At 58.7% G+C, this 23,277-nt stretch carries 18 protein-coding genes; 12 read left to right on the top strand and 6 right to left on the bottom strand.

Features of this window, described 5'->3' with window-relative positions:
• Positions 1-71: 71 nt before the first annotated feature.
• From J3B00_RS24070 to J3B00_RS24030, 9 genes are all read left to right on the top strand, one after another.
• Positions 72-2,084, top strand: coding sequence for a type VI secretion system tip protein VgrG (locus J3B00_RS24070; RefSeq protein WP_209873112.1), 2,013 nt, complete (start codon positions 72-74; stop codon positions 2,082-2,084).
• On the top strand, positions 2,081-2,959 hold the full coding sequence (locus J3B00_RS24065) for a DUF4123 domain-containing protein (RefSeq protein WP_209873109.1): 879 nt from the start codon (positions 2,081-2,083) through the stop codon (positions 2,957-2,959). The genes J3B00_RS24070 and J3B00_RS24065 overlap by 4 nt, the downstream gene beginning before the upstream one ends.
• Entirely contained in the window at positions 2,959-6,465 is a 3,507-nt protein-coding gene (locus J3B00_RS24060; RefSeq protein ID WP_209873105.1) for a T6SS effector BTH_I2691 family protein, read from the top strand. The genes J3B00_RS24065 and J3B00_RS24060 overlap by 1 nt, the downstream gene beginning before the upstream one ends.
• Positions 6,458-7,207, top strand: a complete 750-nt coding sequence (locus J3B00_RS24055; protein ID WP_209873101.1) for a hypothetical protein — start codon at positions 6,458-6,460, stop codon at positions 7,205-7,207. Before J3B00_RS24060 ends, J3B00_RS24055 begins: the two co-directional genes overlap by 8 nt.
• A gap of 120 nt (positions 7,208-7,327) precedes the next feature.
• On the top strand, positions 7,328-7,741 hold the full coding sequence (locus tag J3B00_RS24050; RefSeq protein ID WP_209873097.1) for a hypothetical protein: 414 nt from the start codon (positions 7,328-7,330) through the stop codon (positions 7,739-7,741).
• Complete coding sequence (locus J3B00_RS24045) at positions 7,734-8,477, top strand: hypothetical protein (RefSeq protein WP_209873093.1); 744 nt, start codon at positions 7,734-7,736, stop codon at positions 8,475-8,477. The genes J3B00_RS24050 and J3B00_RS24045 overlap by 8 nt, the downstream gene beginning before the upstream one ends.
• Positions 8,478-8,596: 119 nt before the next feature.
• Positions 8,597-8,902, top strand: coding sequence for a hypothetical protein (locus tag J3B00_RS24040; RefSeq protein ID WP_209873090.1), 306 nt, complete (start codon positions 8,597-8,599; stop codon positions 8,900-8,902).
• Complete coding sequence (locus tag J3B00_RS24035; RefSeq protein ID WP_245362616.1) at positions 8,880-9,638, top strand: hypothetical protein; 759 nt, start codon at positions 8,880-8,882, stop codon at positions 9,636-9,638. The genes J3B00_RS24040 and J3B00_RS24035 overlap by 23 nt, the downstream gene beginning before the upstream one ends.
• 266 nt (positions 9,639-9,904) lie before the next feature.
• Positions 9,905-10,666: a hypothetical protein gene (locus tag J3B00_RS24030; protein WP_245362615.1), complete on the top strand. Its 762-nt coding sequence runs from the start codon at positions 9,905-9,907 to the stop codon at positions 10,664-10,666.
• A 153-nt stretch (positions 10,667-10,819) separates the two neighbouring features.
• On the opposite strand, the gene J3B00_RS24025 is transcribed toward J3B00_RS24030, so the two are convergent.
• The 3 genes from J3B00_RS24025 to J3B00_RS24015 are packed head-to-tail and all read right to left on the bottom strand — an operon-like array spanning position 10,820 to position 16,581.
• Positions 10,820-12,274, bottom strand: a complete 1,455-nt coding sequence (locus tag J3B00_RS24025; protein WP_209873087.1) for an AdeC/AdeK/OprM family multidrug efflux complex outer membrane factor — start codon at positions 12,272-12,274, stop codon at positions 10,820-10,822.
• Positions 12,271-15,423, bottom strand: coding sequence for a multidrug efflux RND transporter permease subunit TtgB (ttgB, locus tag J3B00_RS24020; RefSeq protein WP_209873083.1), 3,153 nt, complete (start codon positions 15,421-15,423; stop codon positions 12,271-12,273). The genes J3B00_RS24025 and ttgB overlap by 4 nt, the downstream gene beginning before the upstream one ends.
• A gap of 3 nt (positions 15,424-15,426) precedes the next feature.
• The gene (locus tag J3B00_RS24015; protein WP_209873080.1) at positions 15,427-16,581 is read right to left on the bottom strand and encodes an efflux RND transporter periplasmic adaptor subunit; all 1,155 of its coding nucleotides are present in this window, start codon (positions 16,579-16,581) and stop codon (positions 15,427-15,429) included.
• A gap of 254 nt (positions 16,582-16,835) precedes the next feature.
• On the opposite strand from J3B00_RS24015, the gene J3B00_RS24010 reads away from it, so the two are divergent.
• A complete protein-coding gene (locus J3B00_RS24010) occupies positions 16,836-17,468 on the top strand; it encodes a TetR family transcriptional regulator (protein WP_209873077.1) in 633 nt (210 codons plus the stop codon).
• 61 nt (positions 17,469-17,529) lie between these two features.
• On the opposite strand, the gene J3B00_RS24005 is transcribed toward J3B00_RS24010, so the two are convergent.
• Complete coding sequence (locus tag J3B00_RS24005; RefSeq protein ID WP_209873073.1) at positions 17,530-18,981, bottom strand: MDR family MFS transporter; 1,452 nt, start codon at positions 18,979-18,981, stop codon at positions 17,530-17,532.
• 366 nt (positions 18,982-19,347) lie between these two features.
• On the opposite strand from J3B00_RS24005, the gene J3B00_RS24000 reads away from it, so the two are divergent.
• The gene (locus J3B00_RS24000) at positions 19,348-20,217 is read left to right on the top strand and encodes an oxaloacetate decarboxylase (protein WP_209873070.1); all 870 of its coding nucleotides are present in this window, start codon (positions 19,348-19,350) and stop codon (positions 20,215-20,217) included.
• A 15-nt stretch (positions 20,218-20,232) separates the two neighbouring features.
• Here the strand turns inward: J3B00_RS24000 and J3B00_RS23995 are convergent, their stop codons facing one another.
• Positions 20,233-20,406, bottom strand: a complete 174-nt coding sequence (locus J3B00_RS23995) for a hypothetical protein (protein ID WP_209873067.1) — start codon at positions 20,404-20,406, stop codon at positions 20,233-20,235.
• Positions 20,407-20,648: 242 nt separating this feature from the next.
• The gene (locus J3B00_RS23990; protein WP_209873064.1) at positions 20,649-21,524 is read right to left on the bottom strand and encodes a LysR substrate-binding domain-containing protein; all 876 of its coding nucleotides are present in this window, start codon (positions 21,522-21,524) and stop codon (positions 20,649-20,651) included.
• Between the two features lie 115 nt (positions 21,525-21,639).
• On the opposite strand from J3B00_RS23990, the gene J3B00_RS23985 reads away from it, so the two are divergent.
• On the top strand, positions 21,640-23,277 hold the full coding sequence (locus tag J3B00_RS23985) for a 5-guanidino-2-oxopentanoate decarboxylase (protein WP_209873061.1): 1,638 nt from the start codon (positions 21,640-21,642) through the stop codon (positions 23,275-23,277).

The following is a 23,277-nucleotide window of genomic DNA, read 5'->3' as shown; positions in this document are numbered from 1 at the left end:
ACATGGGCTGCGGCCCATGTGCTGTTGGTCGCGTTTCCAAGAGCGTGAAATCAGTTTTTAAGGGCAATGCCATGTTTGCATCCGCCAATACCGCACATTTTGAACTGTTGATCCCCACGGTACGCAATGACTTCAAGGTACTGGCGTTTGCCGGCCGCGAAGCCATCAGCAGCCTGTATGCAATCGAGATTGAGCTGGTCAGCGAGTATCCCGATTTCGATCCGGAAAGCCTGCTGAGCCAACCGGCGTTTCTGCGCTTCGGGCTCAAGGGCGAAGGCCTGCATGGGCGCATTGAAAACGTGCTCGTGGGGGAAGCCGGTAAACGGCTGACCCGTTATCACCTGAGCCTTGTGCCTGCGTTGCATTACCTGCAGTTCAGCTACAACCAGCGCATTTTCCAGCAGATGACGGTGCCGCAGATCGTCGCTCAAGTACTCAAGGGGCACGGGATCCAGGCCGATGCCTTCAGTTTCCATGTCAGCACCAGCCCCGAGCGCGAATACTGCACGCAATATGGAGAAAGCGACTTTGCCTTCATCCAGCGGCTGTGCAGCGAAGACGGCATTGCCTGGCATCACCAGCACAGCCCGGATGGCCATCAACTGGTCTTTACCGATGATCAGACCTTCTTTCCCAGACTCGGTGCAACGCCGTACCAGCAAGGCCGTGGCCTGGTGGCTGATCATCCGGTCGTCAGGCAGTTTTCCCAGCGTTTGAGTACGCGAACCAGCGCAGTCATGCGCCGGGACTACGACTTCAAACGCCCAGGCCTGTTGCCTGAGAGCCAATTCAGCGCCGAGTACCGCCCGGCGCTCGAAGACTATCGCTACCCTGCACCGCTCACCACTGAACAGCGAGGCAAGCAACTCGCCCGCCAAGCGCTGGAGCGACACCGTAGCGACTACCTATTGGCTGAGGGCCACAGCGATCAGCCGACGTTGCGCAGCGGTCACTTTCTTGAGCTGGTCGAGCATCCGCGCAAGGCGTGCAATGATTTGTGGCTGTTGCTCAGCGTGATGCATGAAGGCAAGCAGCCGCAGGTGCTTGAAGAGTCGGTCACCAGCGCCAGTGATTCGGCAGATGGGTTTATCCAAGGCTATCGCAACACCTTCACTGGCACCCCCTGGGATGTGTTCTACCGTCCGCCGCTGATGACTCGCAAATCTGTACTGGTGAGCCAGACAGCCCGGGTTACTGGCCCTGCGGGGGAAGAGATCTTCTGCGATGAATACGGGCGGGTAAAAGTCGAGTTTCACTGGGACCGCGCCGAACTGGGTAGCGACAAAAGCAGTTGTTGGCTGCGGGTCTCGTCGAGTTGGGCGGGTGAACGTTACGGTGCGGTCACCATTCCGCGGGTCGGTATGGAAGTGCTGGTGACCTACCTGGAAGGCAATCCCGATAATCCTTTGATCACCGGGTGCGTGGCCAACACGGTCAACGCGATGCCGTACCCCTTGCCGGACCACAAGGCCCGAACCGTACTGCGCAGCCACAGCTCACCGCACAATGGCGGCTACAACGAACTGTCGATTGAAGACCGGGCGGGGCAGGAGCTGATCTACCTTCGCGCGCAGCGCGATATGGAGCAGCGGGTCGAGCATGACAGTCGGCTGGAGGTAGGTAACGAGCGTCACGAAACCATCAAGGGCAACAGCATTGCGGTGCTTGAAGCAGAAGATCAGCGCAGCGTCGGTGCTGACCGCAAAACCGAGCTCAAAGCCAACGACTATCTGCAGGTAGCTGAAAGCAGTCATACCAGAGTCGGCCAACTACTGGCCGTCGAGGCTGGCCAGCAGGTGCACCTGAAGGCGGGCGCCAATCTGGTTCTCGACGCTGGAGTGAGCTTGACCCTCAAAGGCGGTGGTCAGCACATCGTAATCGGGCCGGGTGGCATCTTCAGCAGCACTGAGATTCAGCCTGGTGGAGCGCCTGCTGTCGGCACCGCTGCGGCGCCATTGCTGCCCGGTCTGCTGGAGGAGTTGCCAGCACTGTCGCTATTGGAATTGGCGCAACGCCAGGCATTGCTGCGAGCCACTCCGCGCTGCGAAATCTGTGAGCGCGAAGCGCAGGGTGGCCTGTCATGAGCAGAGTGAACTCGGCCAACTATCTGCTGATTGATGGCGTGTTGCGCCCCGATGCCTTGTCGGCTTTGTATCAGCGCACCGAAGCCCTTGAAATCGAGCCGTTGTACCTGAAAACGCGCTGGGCTGCAGTACACGACCTGGGGCCCATCCTGGTCTCGATCCAGGGCGCGACAAGTCTCATCGACGAAACACTCGACACTGCCGCCGGCCGACCTGATGCGAGCCTGCTGCACAGTGACGCATCGATCGGCAGCGTCGCAGACCACCTGCGCTGTTTCATCGCCCCGCCTGATGTTCTAGGTGGTAACGGCTTGCTGCGGTTTGCCGACCCGCTGGTGACACGGCATTGGCTCGACAGCTATCGGGGAGCCCACCTGGATGCGGTGCTAGGGCCGATAAGCACGTGGCACGTACCGGAAAAAAACCATGTCTGGGAGCGTTCTGAGCGGCCTGTGTGGCGAAGTTTTTCGCGTCAGGCAATCCACTCCGGGTCGCTTGATAGCCTCGGCAGGCTGGGTGAAAGCCAACTGAGCGCGCTTGATCAGGCCGCACGCTGGACGCTCATCGAGCAACTGTACCGAAGCCTTGAAAAGCGCCTTCCACGACATTTAGCACGTGTTGATAACGGTCAACTGGGCCGCTGGTTCAACGAGCGTTTGGATGATGCGCAAGCCTGGGGGCTTGTCAGCAAGCGCAGCTTGGCAATCTGGGTGGAATGCAGTTTGAGCTGGGGTGATGACTTCATCTCCGACCCTAGTGGCCCCTATCAGCAATGGCTGGCGCGCACGCCTGACGCACACAGGCTCGCCCCAGAACTGCGTATCCAGCAAATGGATATCTATTGCCAGTCGCTCGAATTTAACAAGGACGCGTGATGCACAAGCCAGCCACAGAAGCCGAGCTCAATCATGCTCGGCGCAATCAGGAGTTTACCAACGAGCCACTGGGTATGGGTCAGTGCCCCTGGAAGCACGCGGAGGTGGCGATCTTCCCGGTCCGTTATGCCCTGGACGAATCCCCCCTGGAAAAAGACAGCAACCAAGGCCCGCACGCGCTTCCCCGCGACTGGCCGCGCCCGTCACCGGCCTTGCAAACCCGCAGCTACACCCTGCGCCAACTGCGCGACGGCTGGGTTTACGTCTGGAACGAGGTCGAGCAGACCTTCCATGAGTACCAGGTCAGCGGCTGGTATTTCACCCGGCACATCTGGACTGACGCCCAGTTGAATCAGGACGTGCGGCACAACCCGGGCGAAACCCATCAGTATCTGCTCTATTCACGCCGCAGCCGTCTGCGGATCGCCTATTCGCCTGTGCAGTGGACCTGGCGGATGTGCGAGTTGATGCGCAGCAGCGCGCCAGGGCAGCGCCCATGGATGCGCGAAGTCGATCTGCCGACGTTTTGCGTGAACGGCCAGGTTGCTCACGGCGACATGATCACCGCGCTGGGCAAGAGCGTCGCCGACATCCTCGTCACCGGCGAAACACCCCCTGACTTCACCAGCACGCTGTTGCCGACCATTGCTACAGAGCCAGACGCGCCCTTCAAGGCGGCGTTTGAAGAGGCCCTGGTGCGCGGCTGGGTACCCGAACAGGACACCGCCCTGTTTGTCGCCCTGGATGATCCCTTGGCGATCGTCGATGACCTGACCATGAACCTGACTGGGCGGCTGCTGGAGCAAAGCCAGTTCGAAAGCCAGCACCAAGATCAGCTGCAAAGCGCCATTACTGTACAACGGCTGTGTGGTTTCGATACCGATGCGTTCACGCCCGAGACGATCACCGATCCATTTGAACGCCAGGCCTATGCCGACGACCTCTACACCCTGCTGTATACCTACGATTCCATAGAGCGCGCCAAGGAGCTGGTGACTGCCGACCAGGCCTGGCTGGTGGAGGCTGGTGCAAGAACCTCCCTTGAATCCGCGTGTGCTGCCTTCAAGGCCAGATGGCGGCACCTGCCGGATCAGGCGAAATGGCGGGACGCCCTCGAAGAGTGGAACACCAAGCGCCTGTGGCGCGAAGACGTCCGTTTTGAAGAGATGCAAAAATACCTGACGCAGACCACCGCCGAGGCGCAACGCCTGAGTGCTCATTGCCAGCGTAGTGAGCAGGATCTGCTGGCGTGGCTGAATCGGTTGCAGCCTTCTGCCGAAGCTATCTACTACGACACCTGCAACGAAGCGCAAGCCAGCCAACTGCTGAACATGTCGCATGCCCTCTACACCGTGCTGGGCAATGGCGAGGCTGGCCAAGCGTGGTTGTGCAAACAGGCTACCCGCCCCAGCACGCTGTTTGGCACGGCGCTGTTCAACTTCAATGCGGAACTCGCGACGTTATTCCGCACTGTGTCGCACAACTTCAGCACTATCGGCACACTCGATGACCAAGGCCGCCAGGGCGATGGCAGCTCGCCAGCCCTTACGCTCACTTCGCCAGGCGATGTCACCAGCGTCGCCACACGCGCCAATGAAATCAAGGCGGTGCTGGATCTACAAACCGTCCGCGACAGCAAGCTCTACAACGACATGAGCAGTCCCGCCAAACAGGCCATGAGCACCCTGATCCAGGTTGCCAACCATCAAGCCAGAGAGGCCTGGCACGGCCTGAGCGGCCTGTTGTTGCCGGCGATGAAGCACGAAGCCGCGCTGACCCTCGCGCTCCCGCTGGTGCTGATCTCCACCGAGATTTCCAGTAGCACCCGGCTCGCCTTCAACCCCACCTTCCAGCGTGACTACCAAGCCTGGTTAATGGAAGTCGTCACCATTGAAAAGAGGATACAAGGCGCCAAACGGGTCTTGCAGCGCCCGGGTAAAGTTCATGATCAGCGCGCCGCACGCCTTGCTTTGCCGGCACATGAAGAACAACTGAAACACCTGTTCATGAGACGTCCCAATCAGCTGATCGCAACAGCGGCGGGGAAAACGCGTGTGCCGGTAAGCCTGGCGCAACTAAACAGTTGGCTTGGCGACCTCGGCCAGGCCGAGGTACGCACGCAACACAAACTGATGGGCACCGAGGATTACCAGAGGCGCACCAGAGCCTGGATGGACCAGAACCTGGGCAATGCCCTGCCAGCCTTGTTGGTTGGGTTGAACGCCTGGAACCTCTACAGCAGCGCGCAGAAGGCGCAAAACGATGGGCGATTTACCGCCGATGAGTGGCGCACGGTGGCGGCCAATGCGGCTTACACGGGCAATGCGTTGGCAGCGCTGTGGGTGGGGCCTGCGTGGAGTCGGGCGGGGAACATGGCTGCTGAGCTGGGCTCTGAAACACAAAAGATTGCCAAAGCTGCTCACAAAAGGTGGCTGTCGGAAGCTAAACACGCGATGGCGAAAGGAGAGATTGCCAAGGCAGCAACAGCCAGTGAGTTTGCAGCCTTCTCGAAGCGCCTGATTTGGCGCACGGTCACGTGGGCGGCATTGGGGGCTGTTGCGACTGGCCTGGAGGCTTGGCAGGTATCTAAAGATGCCGAAGCTGCTACCAGTGCAACAGAGAAGACTCTGCTTGAATGGAAGTATCAAATCCTGGTTGTAATGTCGCTTACCTCAGCAGGCCAACTTATTGGGTCAGGCCTTGGTTACTGGTTAGGCTATGCATGGGTAATGTCGACACCCATAACAGTCGCTTTGATGCTTCTCGGTATCGTCTATCTGATGGTTTCCATGGCCGCGAATCGCCACAAGCGCGAAGGATTGCGACTGTGGTTGTACCGGTGCAGCTGGGGACGCGGCGCTAAGCCTGAGTGGTTAGGGGAAACCGGCCATTCCCAACAGATGATCGCTTTATTGGAAATCCTGCAGCGCCCCACCTTAACGGGAAGAGTGCTGTATCAAATTTCAGAGCGGATGCCCACAAGATGGCTCGGCTTCTGGATTCAGATACAGGTGCCTAATGCACTGGCGGGTAAAGTGCTGATTCTAAAACCGGCGCTGGTTTATAAACGTTACTTTTCCAAGAGCGATGATTTGCACATCCTGCAAGACAGTTTTTGCGGTCAGATGCTCAACGGTAACTGGGTCGATCCGAAGCAGCTAGGCAAACTGCCTAACGTCCGCGCAAGTAACATCACTCCCGCTGACTTCAGCTACAGCACAACCGATCAGCATCGTCTTTGGCAGGTTTGGATTAACGTGCCGATCGCCCACCCGATCATTGAAATGGAAATAAAATATCCAGCCGGGACATATCAACGCGGTGATAGGCGTGGCTATATGTTCCGCTTGGCGCTAGGGGCGAGCACAAGCGAAGCCGATTGGCTTAATGATGCTTTTAGTGAAGAGCTCACAGAGGAAAGCGGCATTGTGCTGATCAATAATGACATCCGATCGTTGAATCTGATCGCCCCCAACGCAACTGCAAGTGAGCATGGTGATGTTTAACATCTTGAAGGCTCCGGAGTTGCCGCCCCAACTGAAGTGGAAGTATGCAAATGAGCCAGAGCTACTGCTGTGGACGATACGCGCACGAAATTACAACACGTTTGTGGCTAACTGCATGTTTGCATTCATGCAGGTATTGATAGCGGGCGGAGCATACTTTGTTTTTTCTACTCATACGTCAAGCGAGAGTTTAATTGATCGGGCTCTAGCTGGCCTAGGTGTTCATATCCTCACATCTCTGATTATTCTCAGTATGACTCATCAGCGCATGAACTATGCCTACCGCGTTACACGGCTAGGTGTAGAATATTGTAAGTGGAAGGACTTTCCGAAGTGGGTGCTAACGACTGTGAAGTGGACTGCTGGCATTTCAGCGGTTCTTTTCATCTTCATGGCCACCATTGACCCAACTTATTTAATCGGCGCATTGATCGGACCTGGCGGTATGGGGTTGACATATATGATAATGGCTAATTCTAAAAGTTATCGGGATTTACATACTTCTTATCACAATAATTTCTACAAGTGGTCGGAGCTGACCAAGGCAACCATTGCAACCAATAGGGATATGGTAGAGGTGGATTATAGCGTGCCGAAGACGGGCTCTGTCTTCATGACCACTGGACGTCTATACGTCTTTTTCAAGCGAAAAAATAAACAGCACGTGGTTGAAGTATTCAAAAAGCATTTGCCGTCTGATGTGCTTGCTGTAGTGGGTAAGGTAGATGTTCTACATTATTAGTAGTGTGGGGCTAGGTTGGCTGACTGTATGGCTAGAGACTTAGGCACCCAGCGAGCCTGCGGTGAATCATTCACTTTACAGCCTGTGAAGGCTGCAAAGGCTACTTTTTCAAGGATTAGCATGCACACCCTGAAAGACAGTTTGTGCGGTCAGATGCTCAACGGAGATCGGGTCGATCCGAAGCAGCTAGGCAGACTGCCTAACGTTCCCGCAAGCAACATTACTCCCGCTGACTTCAGCTACAGCACAACCGATCAACATCGCCTCTGGCAGGTATGGATTAACATTCCGATCGCCCATCCAATCATTGGAATGGAAATCAAATATCCAGCCGGGACCTATCAGCGCAGTGATAGGCGTGGCTATATGTTTCGCTTGGCGCTAGGTTCGAGCACGAGCGAAGCTGATCGACTTAATGATGCCTTTGGTGAGGAACTCACAGAGGAAAGCGGCATTGTGCTGGTCATTAATGACATCCAACCATTGCAGATGATCGTCCCTAACGCAATTGATAGCGAGCACAACGATGTTTAACTTGATGAAGGCTCCTGAGTTGCCTCCGCAGCTTCAGTGGAAGCATGCAAACGAGCCCGAGGTGCTCGCGTGGGAAATTCGAGCGCGAAATTACAATACTTTTATCGCTAATGCGATGTTTGTATTCTGCTTTTCTATAATAGTGGCGGTGTCAATATATCAATATCTCGACATGAGGGATGATCCTGTTTTTGCCGGCGTGGTGGCATTGATGTTATTCATTGTGGTGACTGTGGCATTGTTTTCAGTGACCCATCAGCGCATGAATTATGCTTACCGTATTACACGGTTAGGTGTGGAGTATTGCAAGTGGAAAGATTTTCCGAAATGGGCGCTGGTGACTGTGAGGTGGATAACTGGAATTTCAGCGATTCTTTTCATCTTCATGGCCACCATTGATCCAACTTTTTTAATTGGCGCCTTGATCGGGCCTGGTGGTATGGGGCTGACATATATGGTAATGGCTAATTCTAAAAGTTATCGGGATTTACATACTTCATATCACAATAATTTCTACAAGTGGTCGGAGCTGACCAAGGCAACCATTGCAATCAATAGGGTTATGGTAGAGGTGGATTATAGCGTGCCGAAGACGGGCTCTGTCTTCATGACCACTGGAAGTCTATACGTCTTTTTCAAGCGAAAAAATAAACAGCACGTGGTTGAAGTATTCAAAAAGCATTTGCCGTCTGATGTGCTTGCTGTGGTGGGTAAGGTAGATGTTCTACATTATTAATATTTATGGCCCCGCTTAGCTGAGTGTGTTGTTAGACACTTGGTGGGGTGGCGAGTCTGCGGTTAATTATTAAACTTATAGCCTGTTATGGCTGCGAGTGCTACCTAATAAGGATTAACATGCACATCAGCTACAGTACAACCAATCAGCATCGTCTTTGGCAGGTTTGGATTAACGTGCCGATCGCCCAACCGATCGTTGAGGGGGAAATAAAATTTCCAGCCGTGACATATCAGCGCGGCGACAAGCGCGGCTATATGTTCCGCTTGGCGCTAGGGGCGAGCACGAACGAAGCAGATCGGCTTAATGATGCCTTTAGTGAAGAGCTGACAGAGGAGAGCGGCATCGTGCTGACCAATGAGAATACCCAGTTATTAACGCTGTTTGTCACTGGTGCCATTGATGGCGAGCGAAACGATGTTTAATTTGATTAAGGCTCCAGAGTTGCCGTCGCAGCTGAAATGGAAATATGCAAGTGAGCCAGAGCTGCTGGCGTGGACGATACGCGCACGAAACTACAATACGTTCGTGGCTAACTGCATGTTTGCATTTATGCAAATACTGATAGCTGGAGGTACCTATATTGTATATTCCAATCCGACGCCGAGCGAGGGGCCGATAGCTCGTGTACTAGTCAGCCTAGGCTTCTACGTATTTATTTCCCTGACCATTCTCAGTATGACCCACCAGCGTATGAATTTTGCCTATCGCATCACCCCATCAGGGGTAGAGTACTGTAAATGGAAGGATTTCCCAAAGTGGGCGCTGACCACGCTGAAATGGACGACTGGTATAACAGCGATCATTTTTATCTTCATGGCGACGATTGATCCGAGTTTTCTGCTTGGCGCACTTGTTGGTCCAGGAGGGATGGGGCTGACCTACCTGTTCATGGCAAATTCAAAAAGTTACCAGGCCTCGCAAACAGAATATCATCATAATTTTCTCCGATGGTCGCATCTGACTAAACTAACCATTGCCACCAATCGCGATATGGTGGAAGTCGATTACAGCATACCTAGACCAGGCAATCGTAGGACTACCTGGAGTCTTTACGTCTTTTTCAAACGACAAGAAAAAGACCAGGTCGTAACGACTTTCAAAAAGCTTCTCCTCCCTAGTGCCCCTTCAGTCATTGGTAAGGTGGACGTCTTGAATTAATGAAAAAGCATCCGCTAGCAGAATGGTTAAGGCACCCGGCGGAGGCGGCTGAGGTGCTTTGTGATTCCGGAGGCAAGACAAAACCGGCAGACGCTAACCAAGGCTCCAAAACGCAAAATGGCGTTTGGCAGGTGTGGATTAACGTTTCGATCGCCCACCCGATCGGCTTAATGATGCCTTTAGTAAAGAGCTGGCAGAGGAGAGCGGCATCGTGCTGACTAATGAGAATACCCAGTTATTAACGCTGATTGTCCTTGGTGTCACTGATGGTGAGCGACGCGATGTTTGATTTAATTAAGGCTCCAGAGTTGCCGCCGCAGCTGAAGTGGAAATATGCAAACGAGCCAGAGCTACTGATGTGGACGATACGCGCACGAAATTACAATACGTTTGTGGCTAACTGTATGTTCGCATTTATGCAGCTGGTGATAACAGGGGGCGCGTTCATTATTTTTTCCAATCACTCGTCAAGCGATAGCTTTACTGTTCGGTTTTTAATTGCTTTAGGGTTTCATATATTTCTATCACTGACTATTCTCAGTATGACCCACCAGCGTATGAATTTTGCCTATCGCATCACTCAGTCAGGGGTAGAGTACTGTGAATGGAAGGATTTTCCAAAGTGGGCGCTGAAGACGATTAAATGGACGGCCGGTATAACAGCGGTCATTCTTATTTTTATGGCGACGATTGATCCGAGTTTTCTGCTTGGCGCACTGATCGGTCCAGGAGGGATGGGGCTGACCTACCTGGCCATGGCAAATTCAAAAAGCTATCAGGCCATGCACACTGAATACCATCACCACTTTCTCCACTGGTCGGAGCTGACGAAACTAATAATTGCAACAAATCGAGTGATGGCAGAGGTGCGCTACAGTGTACCGAAGGTAGGCTCCCCTTACATGACCACTGGTAGCCTTTACGTCTTTTTCAAACGACAAGAAAAAGACCAGGTCGTAACGACTTTAAAAAAGCATCTCCTCCCTAGTACCCCATCAGTCACGGGTAAGGTGGACGTCTTGAACTAGTGAATAGCGATCTGCGCATAGGTTTCGCAAGGCACCCGTCGGAGGCGGCTGAAGTGTCTTGTAATGTCATAGGCAAAACCAAAACCAAAACCAAACCAGCAGACACCAACAAAAAGCCCACCGCGAGGGTGGGCTTGATGCACTGCCAGTCAATCAGCCCTTCGGTGCCTGCACCGAAGCTTGCTGATTCGCCTCGCCGGTACGCTCATACCAGCCGCCACCCAAGGCCTTGTACAGATTGACCTCGCTGGTCAGCTGCGACAGACGATCGCTGATCAGCGACTGCTGGGCGCTGAACAGGTTGCGCTGGGCATCGAGGAAGGTCAGGTTGCTGTCGATACCGATCCGGTAGCGACGTTCAGCCAGGCGGTAGTAATCCTGGTTGGCGGCAACCAGGTCACGCTGCGCTTGCAACTGCTCTTCGAAGGTCTTGCGCGCCGCGAGGCCATCGGAGACTTCCTGGAAGGCGGTCTGGATGGTCTTTTCGTACTTGGCGACGTTGATGTCCTTCTGGATCTTCGAGTAGTCGAGGCTGGCCCTCAGGCTGCCCGCGTTGAAGATCGGCAGATTGATCTGTGGCTGGAACAACCAGGTTCCCGAACCACCCTTGAACAGCCCGTCCATGTCCGGGCTGAGGGTCCCGGCGTTGGCGGTGAGGCTGATGCTCGGGAAGAACGCTGCACGGGCTGCGCCGATGTTGGCATTGGCGGCCTTGAGCAGGTGCTCGGCTTCCTGAATGTCCGGACGACGCTGAAGCAGATCGGACGGCAGGCCGGCCGGCACTTCGGCCAGCTGGTCGGCGTCAAGCTTGAGCGGCGCCGGCAGGTTGCCCGGCACACCCGTGCCGAGCAGTACGGTCAGGCTGTTGAGGTCCTGGGCGACCAGGCGTTGGTATTGCGACAGCTTGACCCGGGCGCCTTCGACAGCGGTACGCGCCTGGCTCAGGTCGAGCGCGGAGGCCACGCCGACCTCGTTGCTACGCCGGGTCAGGTTGTAGCTTTCCTCGTAGGTCTTGAGGGTGTCTTCAGTCAGCTTGAGCAGCGCCTGGTCGGCCTGCCAGGTGTAGTAGGCGTTGGCCACGCTGGCCACCAGGGCGATCTGCGTGGAGCGGCGCGCTTCTTCGCTGGACAGGTAGGTCTCGAGGGCCTGCTCGCTCAGGCTGCGAACGCGGCCGAACAGGTCCAGTTCATAGGCACTGACACCAACGGTGGCCGAGTACTGGCTGGTGATGCCGGCTTCGCCGGTGGTCGACATGTTCGCCGGGGTGCGCTGGCGGCTGCCGCTGCCGGTGGCCGAGACCGCCGGGAACAGGTCAGCGCGCTGGATGCGGTACTGCGCACGGTAGGCGTCGATGTTCAACGCAGCGACTCGCAGGTCGCGGTTATTGACCAGCGAAGTCTGGATCAACTGCTGCAGGGCCGGGTCCTGGAAGAACTGCCGCCAGCCTTGCTCGGCGGCAGCCACTTCGGCCGACTCGGTCGGCGAGTACGCAGGGCCTTGCGGCCACTGCGCAGCCACCGGTGCATCCGGGGCCTGGTAGTCAGGAATCAGCGAGCAGCCGCCAAGGATCAATGCGGTTACTGCCAGGGACAGCAAAGACTTGGTCATTGCCCAGCCTCATAACGTGGAGTTTCAGGGGTGGCGTCGGGTTCTGGCTTCTTGCTGCCAAACAGCGACGACACTGCGACGAAGAACAACGGTACCCAGAAGATGGCCAACACGGTCGCACTGATCATACCGCCGATCACACCGGTACCAATGGCGTGCTGGCTACCCGAGCCGGCGCCGCTGGCGATGGTCAACGGTACCACGCCGAGGATGAACGCCAGCGAGGTCATGATGATCGGGCGCAGACGCATACGGCACGCTTCGATGGTCGCGTCGTACAGGCTCTTGCCTTGTTCATGCAGCTCTTTGGCGAACTCGACGATCAGGATCGCGTTCTTCGCGGCCAAGCCGATGGTAGTCAACAGACCGACCAGGAAGTACACGTCGTTGGACAACCCGCGCATGCTGGTGGCCACCAGTGCACCGATGATACCCAGCGGCACGACCAGCACCACCGCGATCGGGATCGACCAACTTTCGTACAACGCTGCCAGGCAGAGGAACACGAACAGCAGCGAGAGGGCGAACAGTGCCGGCATCTGCGAGCCGGAGAGTTTTTCCTCGTAGGACATGCCGGTCCAGGAGAAGCCGATACCCTTCGGCAGCTCGCCGGCGATACGTTCTACTTCGGCCATGGCCTCACCGGTGCTGTAGCCCGGCGCCGGGGCACCGAGGACTTCGACCGCTTCCACACCGTTGTAGCGCGAGAGCTTCGGCGAGCCGAAGGTCCACTCACCGGTGGCGAAGGACGAGAACGGCACCATTTCGCCTTTGCCGTTGCGCACGTACCACTTCTTCAGGTCTTCCGGGCTCATGCGCGCGCCGGCGTCACCTTGGATGTAGACCTTCTTGACCCGACCGCGGTCGATGAAGTCGTTGACGTAGCTGCCGCCAAGGGCGATCGACAGGGTGTTGTTGATGTCGGCGATGGTCACGCCCAAGGCACTGGCGCGCTCGTCGTCGATGATCAACTGGTACTGCGGCTCGTCGTTCAGGCCGTTCGGGCGTACCGCAGAGAGGATCTTGCTCTGCGATGCCTTGGCCAGGAACTGGTTGCGCGCTTCCATCAGTTTCTCGTGGCCGAGACCCGCTTGGTCCTGCAGGAACACGTCGAAACCAGTGGCGTTACCCAACTCCAGCACCGCCGGCGGGGCGAAAGCGAAGACCATCGCATCACGGAAGGTGAAGAAGTGCTGCTGGGCGCGGCTCGCCAGGTTGAACACGCTGTTTTCCGCAGAGCGCTCGTCCCACGGTTTGAGCATGATGAAGGCCATACCCGAGCTCTGACCACGGCCGGCGAAGTTGAAGCCGGTCACGGTGAACACCGACGAGACGGTGTCGGATTCGTCCTTGAGCAGGTATTCGCGCATCTGGTCGACCACGTCCTGGGTGCGTTCGGCACTGGAGCCAGCCGGTGTCTGCACCTGGGCGAACAGAACGCCCTGGTCTTCTTCCGGGAGGAACGCGGTCGGAATGCGCATGAACAGCCAGATCATGCCGACGATGATCAGCGCATAGGCCAGCAGGTACGGCACCTTGTTGCGCAGGATGCTGCCGACGCTGCGCTCGTAGCCTTGTACGCTACGGTCGAAGTTGCGGTTGAACCAGCCGAAGAAACCGCCCTTGGCAACATGGTGCTCGCCCTTTTTCAGCGGCTGGAGCATGGTCGCGCAAAGCGCCGGGGTGAAGATCAGTGCGACCAGCACCGAGAGGCCCATGGCCGAAACGATGGTGATCGAGAACTGCCGGTAGATCACCCCGGTGGAACCACCGAAGAAGGCCATTGGCAGCAGTACCGCTGACAGGACCAGGGCAATACCGACCAACGCACCCTGGATCTGCTCCATCGAGCGCTTGGTCGCCTCCTTGGGCGGCAGGCCCTCTTCGGACATCACCCGCTCGACGTTTTCCACCACGACGATGGCGTCGTCCACCAGCAGGCCGATCGCCAGGACCATGGCGAACATGGTCAAGGTATTGATGCTGAAGCCTGCAGCGGCAAGGATGCCGAAGGTACCCAGCAAGACCACCGGCACCGTCATGGTGGTGATCACCGTGGCGCGGAAGTTCTGCAGGAACAGGTACATCACCAGGAACACCAGGACCACGGCTTCGATCAGGGTATGGATTACCCCACTGATCGACTCGGTGACCACCGGGGTGGTGTCATACGGGAATACCGCTTTCATCCCTGGCGGGAAGAACGGTTCGAGGTCGCTGATGGTTTTGCGCAGCGCCTTGGCAGTGTCCAGGGCGTTGGCGCCGGTGGCCAGCTTGACCGCCAAACCCGAGGCCGGCTTGCCATTGAACTGCGCGCTGACCGCGTAGTTTTCGCCGCCCAGGCCGACCTTGGCAACATCGCTCAGGCGTACTTGAGAACCGTCGCTGTTGACCTTGAGCAGGATTTTTTCAAACTGCTCGGCGGTCTGCAGGCGGGTCTTGCCGATGATGGTGGCGTTGAGCTGAGTGCCGGGCAGGGCAGGCAGGCCGCCGAGCTGGCCGCTGGAAACCTGCACGTTCTGTGCGGTGACCGCGGTTCTGACGTCGACCGGGGTCAGCTGGAACTTGTTCAGCTTGGCCGGATCGAGCCAGATACGCATGGCGTACTGGGCGCCGAACACCTGGAAGTCACCCACACCGGCGGTACGCGAGACCGGGTCCTGCATGTTCGAGACGATGTAGTTGGCCAAGTCGTCCTTGGTCATGCTGCCATCTTCGGACACCAGGCCGATCACCATCAGGAAGTTTTTCACTGCCTTGGTGACGCGGATACCCTGCTGCTGTACTTCTTGCGGCAGCAGTGGCGTGGCCAGGTTGAGCTTGTTCTGCACCTGAACCTGCGCGGTATCAGGGTTGGTGCCCTGCTCGAAGGTCGCGGTAATGGTCATGCTGCCGTCGGAGTTACTCTCCGACTGCACATAGCGCAGGTTGTCGATGCCGTTGAGCTGCTGCTCGATGACCTGCACCACGGTGTCCTGCACCGTCTGCGCCGAGGCGCCCGGGTAGGTCACGGCGATGGCGATGGCCGGCGGCGCGATGCTTGGGTACTGGTTGATCGGCAACTTGAGGATCGACAAGGCGCCGACCAGCATGATCACCAAGGCAATCACCCATGCGAAGATCGGGCGATCGATAAAGAACTTCGACATGGTTTACTCCGCTTTGGCGTCTGCTTTCGCCGCGTTGGCCTGGTTAGGGGAGGCCGGCGACTTGACGTTGGTGGCTTCGCTGACCTTGACCTCGACGCCTGGGCGTACGTACTGCAGGCCTTCGGTGATCAGGCGATCACCTGGGTTCAGGCCTTCTTCGATCAGCCAGTCGCTGCCCAGCGTGCGGCTGGCTTTGAGCTGACGCAGCTCGACCTTGTTCTCCTGGTTGACCACCATTGCCGTCGGGGTACCTTTCAGGTCGCGGGTCACGCCTTGCTGAGGTGCCAGGATAGCGTTGGCGTTGACCCCGGATTGCAGGCGGGCGTGGACGAACATGCCCGGCAGCAGAGTGTGGTCGGGGTTCGGGAACACCGCGCGCAGGGTCACCGAACCGGTGGTCTCGTCGACCGACACTTCGGAGAACTCCAGGCGGCCTTCCTGAGCGTACGTGCTGCCGTCTTCGAGGATCAACTGCACCTTGGCGGAGTTTTCACCCGATTTCTTCAGCTGCCCGCTCTCCAGCTCACGGCGCAGCTTGAGCAGCTCGGCGGTGGACTGGGTAACATCGACGTAGATTGTGTCGAGCTGCTGGATGGTTGCCATGGCATCGGTCTGGCCATTGCTCACCAACGCCCCTTCGGTGAACGCGGAGCGACCGATACGGCCACTGATAGGCGCCAGCACCTTGGTGTAGCGCAGGTCGATCTGGGCGCTCTTGAGCGACGCTTCAGCCTGCAATCGTTTGGCATTGGCATCGTCGTATTCCTGACGCGAGACCGCTTGTTCGTCGATCAGTTGCTTGTAGCGATCGGCCAGCGAACGGGTCGCCTGCAGGTTGGCCTGAGCGTTGGCCAGAGTGGCTTCGTACACGGACGGGTCGATCTGATACAGCTGCTGACCTTCCTTGACGTCGCTGCCTTCCTTGAACAGGCGCTTGAGAATGATGCCATTGACCTGCGGCCGGACTTCGGCCACGCGGAAGGCAGTCGTGCGCCCCGGCAGTTCCGAGGTCAGGGTAAAGGCTTGGGATTGCAGGGTGACGACGCCGACCTGAGGAGCCTGCGCTGCGGGCGCCGCCTCTTCTTTCTTACAGCCACTTAGCAGTGTTGCCAGGGCGACGGCGGAAACCAGGGCGGTGACGGCTGGCTTGAGTTGCATGAGGATCCTCGGGTCGCTAGAGCTGGGAGACGCTCAAGAATAGTGGAAGAGTGTTGTCAGAAAAATGCTATCGGGTGGATAAATAGCTTGCTAAGGAATATACTTACATTCATGGTTGTTTGTAAATACCGTCCGGTAGTGGTCAGTTGCCACACCGAAGCCGTCTATTACTCCGGGAGATGCCCTAGCAGAGGTGTCCCCGGCCTGATTCCCCGCCGCAGTGCGTGCGTGGACCCTGATGAGGTTGTGCTGCCATGGTCCGTCGAACCAAAGAGGAAGCCCAGGAAACCCGCGCCCAGATTATCGAGGCGGCGGAAAAGGCCTTCTATAAGCGCGGGGTTGCGCGCACCACCCTGGCCGACATCGCAGAGCTTGCGGGTGTCACCCGTGGAGCCATCTACTGGCACTTCAACAACAAGGCGGAGTTGGTCCAGGCATTGCTCGACAGCCTGCACGAGACTCATGACCACCTGGCCCGCGCCAGCGAGAGTGAGGATGAAATAGACCCGCTCGGCTGCATGCGCAAGCTGCTGCTGCAGGTGCTCAACGAATTGGTGCTGGACGCGCGAACCCGGCGTATCAATGAGATCCTGCATCACAAGTGCGAGTTCACCGATGAAATGTGTGAAATTCGTCAGCAGCGCCAGGCGGCGATCCTGGATTGCCACAACGGCATCACGCTTGCGTTGGCAAATGCCGTACGCCGCGGGCAATTGCCGGCTGATCTGCATGTGGAGCACGCTGCCGTTGCCTTGTTCGCTTATGTCGACGGGTTGATCGGCCGATGGCTGTTGTTGCCGGACAGCTTCGACCTGTTGGGCGCTGCCGAACAGTGGGTCGATACCGGGCTGGACATGCTGCGCCTGAGCCCTGCCTTGTGCAAATGAGACTTTGTTAAGGTTTGTGAGGAAGTGTTGCCCTGCGAGATTAAGGCGCGGTTAACAGAGATCAGTAGCCGCGCAACTGTCGATCCGGCAACCCCAGCGCCGCCAGCAAGCCCAGCACAGCCACCCCGGCACTGCCCAGCAACAGATTCCTGAAGGTCTCCAGCAAGTGCGCCTGGCCAAGCGGATCTGCCTGTCCCGCCTGCAGACTTCCCAGTAACGGATTGCCGACCAGGGCAACGCCGCCATCCTGCAGCAGCGCCAGCAACAGGCTGGACATGCAGGCCACGCCCATCGCCCCACCCAGCGAGCGAAACAGGTTGGTCGTGCTGGTGGCGACGCCGATGTCCTTTATCTCTACCGCACTCTGCGTGCCTACCAGTGACGTCGGGAACTGCAAGCCACAGGCGATGCCCACCAGCAGCATGAACACCGCGCTGAGCAGCGCCGACTGTGGCGGAGTGACCGCCATGGCGAAGATCGCTACTGGCATCAGCAGCGCGCCGCTGAGAATCTGCGGTTTGTAGCGGCCGGTCAGGCTGGTCAGGCGGCCGCCGGCGAAGGCCCCCATGGGCAGCCCCATGGCCAGCGGCAGCAAGTGCAGCGCGGCGCTGTCGGCGCCGGCACCGGTGATGCCTTGAAAGCGCAATGGCATCAGCATGGTCAGCGAGATTGACTGGAAGCTGGCGAAGAAAATCACTGCCCAACACAGCACCGCCACCCGATTGCGGAACAGCTTGAGCGGCAACAGCGGCTCCCGGCAGCGTCGCTCATGGCCGATGAACAACACCAGCCCGAGCACTGCGCAGGCGAACAACGCGAGTACCGCCGATGACTGCCAGGCATGACCCTGGCCGACCAGGGTGATCCCCAGCAGCAGGCTGCCGAGGCCGACAATCAATAGCGCCGCACCGAGGTAGTCGACCTGTGCTTCGCGGCGATTCACCGGCATGTCGCGCAGCGCCCGGCTGATCACCCAGAGGGCAACCATGCCCAACGGCAGGTTGACCCAGAACACCCAGTGCCAGGACAGGTACTCGGTCAGCCAGCCACCGAGCACCGGCCCGGCGACGCTGGCCAAGGCGTACATGCTGCTGAAATAGCCCTGATAGCGGCCGCGCTCACGCGGCGGCACATAGTCGCCAATGATCGCCTGGCTTACCGAGACCATGCCTCCAGCGCCGATGCCCTGGATCACCCTGGCCAGCACCAGTTGCTCCATGTTCTGTGCCAGCGCACAGAACACCGAGGCGAGGGTAAATACAGCCGTGCCGGTGAGGATCATCCGCCGGCGGCCATACAGATCGCCCAGCTTGCCGTAGATCGGCACGGCCACGGTCATGGCCACCATGTACCCGGAAATCACCCAGGCCAGCAGCCCGACATCGTTGAACTGAGCGGAGATCGCCGGCAGCGAGACGGCGACGATGGTCTGGTCAAGGGCGCCGAGAAAGATCGCCAGCATCAAAGCGGTGAGGACGCTGCGCAGGACGGCGTGAGGCAGGGCGGCGGTCACGGTCATACCTTGTTAATAAAATGTTCGGACTGGGGCGGTTCTCGCAGGCCAAGTGTAACCTGACTTAGGTAGCTTCCTATCCAGTATGTGCATTCCCTATGCAAGATCGGCATTAGCCCTTTCACCCGAAGGTGCATGGCTGCGTGATATCGTGCCGGGGCCGCAGGGGCTGAAATCCGGGGCTTGCACCAGTGTGGTGCATCAATTCGTCGCAGGATTTCAGACCGCTGTATCCCACGCCTTTTATTCCTCTGCCTGCATGTCGAGCATGACCGCCCTGATGGCGACGGTTGGAACAGGTCAGGTAGACCCACACCAGGGGTCGGTTTTCAGCCAGTTCAATTTCAACGTTTATGCGGAGTGATCATGCCCAGGGCTTCCCACCAAGATTTGCGTTTTGCCTTCCGCGAGTTGCTCGCTTCAGGTTCGTGCTATCACACCGCGTCGGTCTTTGACCCCATGTCGGCCCGCATCGCCGCAGACCTCGGTTTTGAGGTCGGTATTCTTGGCGGTTCGGTTGCTTCGCTGCAAGTGCTGGCGGCCCCCGACTTTGCCTTGATCACCCTCAGTGAGTTTGTCGAGCAGGCGACCCGCATTGGCCGTGTCGCACAGTTGCCGGTACTGGCCGACGCTGACCACGGTTACGGCAATGCGCTCAACGTGATGCGTACTGTGATCGAGCTGGAGCGTGCCGGCGTGGCCGCCTTGACCATCGAAGACACCCTGCTGCCGGCGCAGTTCGGGCGCAAGTCGACTGACCTGATCTCGGTAGAGGAGGGCGTCGGTAAGGTTCGCGCTGCCATCGAGGCGCGGGTGGACTCGTCGCTGTCGATCATTGCCCGGACCAATGCTGGCGTGCTCACCACCGAAGAAATCATCGTCCGCACGCAGAGCTATCAGAAGGCCGGTGCCGATGCCATCTGCATGGTGGGCGTGAAGGATTTCGAACACCTGGAGCAGATCGCCGAGCACCTCACCGTGCCGTTGATGCTGGTCACCTATGGCAACCCGAACCTGCGTGATGACGAACGCCTGGCGCGCCTCGGCGTGCGTATCGTGGTCGATGGGCACGCGGCATACTTTGCCGCGATCAAGGCGACCTACGATTGCCTGCGCTTGCAGCGCGGACAACAGCACAAGTCGGATAACCTCAACGCTACCGAGCTTTCGCACACCTATACCCAGCCTGAGGACTACATCCGCTGGGCCAAGGAATACATGAGCGTCGAAGAGTGACGGCAGGCCGTCGGCTTATCTGACGGCGCTCAGGGTCGCGGTGTGGGGTACACAGTGCGCCTGGGCGCAACTGGCCGCAGTGCTTGGCTGGTTGCGTAGCAGTTCGACCCGCCAGCAGGCCGAGCCATAAAGGCCGGCGACGGCGAGCAGGGTGAACATCAGCGCAACTCTTCTTGTTTTTATGCTCATGCAACTTACCTCCTTCAACAGCGACAGGTGGTAGTAGAAGCATAGGTCAGTCTGATGATTGTGCAGGCCCAAAACCTCCCGATTGAGGCTACCAACGCTGCGGGCGCTTTGCGCCCCATTCGCGACACAAGGCCGCCCCCACAAAAAGGGCGGCGTTGTGCCAGAGGTATGCACAGTCCCGTGGGAGCGGCCTCGTGTCGCGAAAGGGCTGCGCAGCAGCCCCAATCCAGACACCACCCGTGCTACTGGCTGGCGCGCTCTTCCAGCCAATCAAGCAATTCGATCAACCCCACCGGCATACCCTTGTCAGGACTAGCCAGGTAATACCCCTTGCCCGTCCTGACCTTGAGCGCAAACGGCATGCACAAGCGGCCGCTGCGCAAATCATCACCGATCAACGCCCAGTCGCCGATCGCCACGCCGGTTCCCTGCGAGGCCATGGCCATCGCCATGTCCAGCGTCTCGAAGTGCTGGCGCCTGCCCTGCAGTTCGAGCCTGGCCCCCGCCGCCTGCAGCCATAACCGCCAGTCGTGCTCATCCCGCGAGGGGTGCAACAGCATATGCCCGGCAAGGTCATCCAGATGCGCCAATGGTGGCCCGCCCGCCAGCAGCGAAGGTGCGCAGACGGGGGTCAGCTGTTCATCGAACAACTTGCGCACCCGCAGGCCATGATCAGGCGCATCGCCATAGATCACCGCGGCATCGAAGCCGTCCTGCCTGAAATCCACCCCGTGCTGCACGGTGGTGGTCAGCTCCACGGGGATATCCGGGCGCAGCGCCTGCCATTCCATCAAGCGTGGCAGCAACCAGCGCATCACGCAGGTCGGCGCCTTCAGTTGCAAGGTGGCGCTACGCCCACCCACCTCGCGCACGCCCTGCTCGACCAAGGCAAACACCTGTTGCACACGCGGCAGCCAGTCCTTGCCTTCTGCGGTCAGGCTCAGGCCCCGCGCCTGGCGCTGGAACAGGGCATAGCCGAGATGCGCCTCGAGCCCGGCAATCTGCCGACTGACCGCGCCTTGGGTGATATGCAGGTGTTGCGCTGCACGGGTGAAATTGCAGTGTTCGGCGGTGACCAGGAAGGTGTGCAGCGCAGGCAGGGGAGGGAGACGTTTCATCGCACGCAGCCATGATCTGAAGACATGGCTAGTATGTGTTTTTTTGCATTGTGGCGATAGCCACGGCTTGGTTCCAATAAGCGCCTGTTCCTATAAGAAAGCTGGGTATCGAACGATGGCAACCTGTGGCGAAGTACTGGTCAAACTCCTTGAAGGCTATGGCGTCGACCATGTTTTCGGGATCCCCGGCGTGCATACCGTCGAGCTCTACCGCGGCCTGGCGCGTTCGTCGATCCGCCATATCACCCCGCGCCATGAGCAAGGCGCCGGGTTCATGGCCGATGGCTATGCGCGTACCCGTGCCAAGCCTGGGGTGTGCTTCATCATCACCGGCCCGGGCATGACCAACATCACCACCGCCATGGGCCAGGCCTATGCCGACTCGATCCCGATGCTGGTGATCTCCAGTGTGCAGTCGCGCAATGCGCTGGGCGGCGGGCGTGGCAAGCTGCACGAACTGCCCAACCAGTCTGCGCTGGTGGCGGGCGTCGCGGCGTTTTCCCACACCCTGATGAGCGCTGACGACCTGCCGCACGTGCTGGCCCGAGCGTTCGCCGTATTCGACGGCGCACGCCCGCGCCCGGTGCATATCGAGATCCCGCTGGACGTGCTGGTCGAACCAGCTGATCACCTGCTGCCTGGGCGCCCGGTGCGCACCACCCGCGCCGCAGCGGCACCGTCCACCGTGGCACTGATGGCCCAGCGCCTGGCCGCTGCCCGGCGGCCGCTGATCCTCGCCGGTGGTGGAGCGCTGAGTGCTGGCCCGGCATTGGCCGCCCTCGCCGAACATCTGCAGGCCCCGGTCGCGCTGACCATCAATGCCAAAGGCCTGCTGCCGGCAGACCACCCGCTGCAGATCGGCTCGACCCAGTCGCTGCCAGAAACCCGCGCCCTGGTCGCCGAAGCTGACGTGGTGCTGGCGATCGGCACCGAGCTTGCCGAAACCGACTACGACGTGACCTTCAAGGGTGGCTTCGAGATTCCCGGCAGCGTGCTGCGGATCGACATCGACCCGGACCAGACCGTGCGTAACTATCTGCCTGAGCTGGCCCTGGTAGCGGATGCCGAACAGGCGGCGCAGGCTCTGTTCGAGGCGCTCCAGCAGCAGCCGCAACCGGTCCGTGAGGCCAGTTGGGGTAAGCCCCGCGCCAAGCGTCTGCGCCAGGCGCTGGCCGCCGGTTGGGACCAGCCGACCTTGAGCCAGACGCGTCTGTTGACCAGCATCCTGCAGACCTTGCCCAACGCTGTGTTGGTCGGCGACTCGACCCAACCGGTGTACACCGGCAACCTGACCCTGGACATGGCCCAGCCACGGCGCTGGTTCAACGCCTCGACGGGTTACGGCACGCTCGGCTACGCACTGCCGGCGGCGATGGGCGCCTGGTTGGGCAGCGCCGTCGAGATCGCCGAGCGTTCACCGGCGGTGTGCCTGATTGGCGATGGTGGGATGCAGTTCACCCTGCCGGAGCTGGCCAGCGCGGTGGAAGCGCAGGTGCCGCTGATCGTGTTGCTGTGGAATAACCAGGGCTATGAGGAGATCAAGAAGTACATGGTCAACCGCGCGATCGAGCCGGTCGGCGTCGACATTCATACGCCCGACTTCGTTGGCGTAGCGCGTGCGTTGGGCGCGGCGGCTGAGGACGTGGCGGATGTGGCGCAGTTGCAGGCCGCGCTGGCCAAGGCTGTCGAGCGCAAGGGGCCGACCTTGATCCAGGTTGACCAGGCGCAGTGGCAGGCGGCGGTGCAGGGCTGA

The organism is Pseudomonas sp. BP8, from assembly GCF_017875955.1.
Taxonomy (GTDB): domain Bacteria; phylum Pseudomonadota; class Gammaproteobacteria; order Pseudomonadales; family Pseudomonadaceae; genus Aquipseudomonas.
The sequence above is the reverse complement of the archived record's forward strand: the minus strand, read 5'-3'. Positions and strand labels throughout refer to the sequence as shown.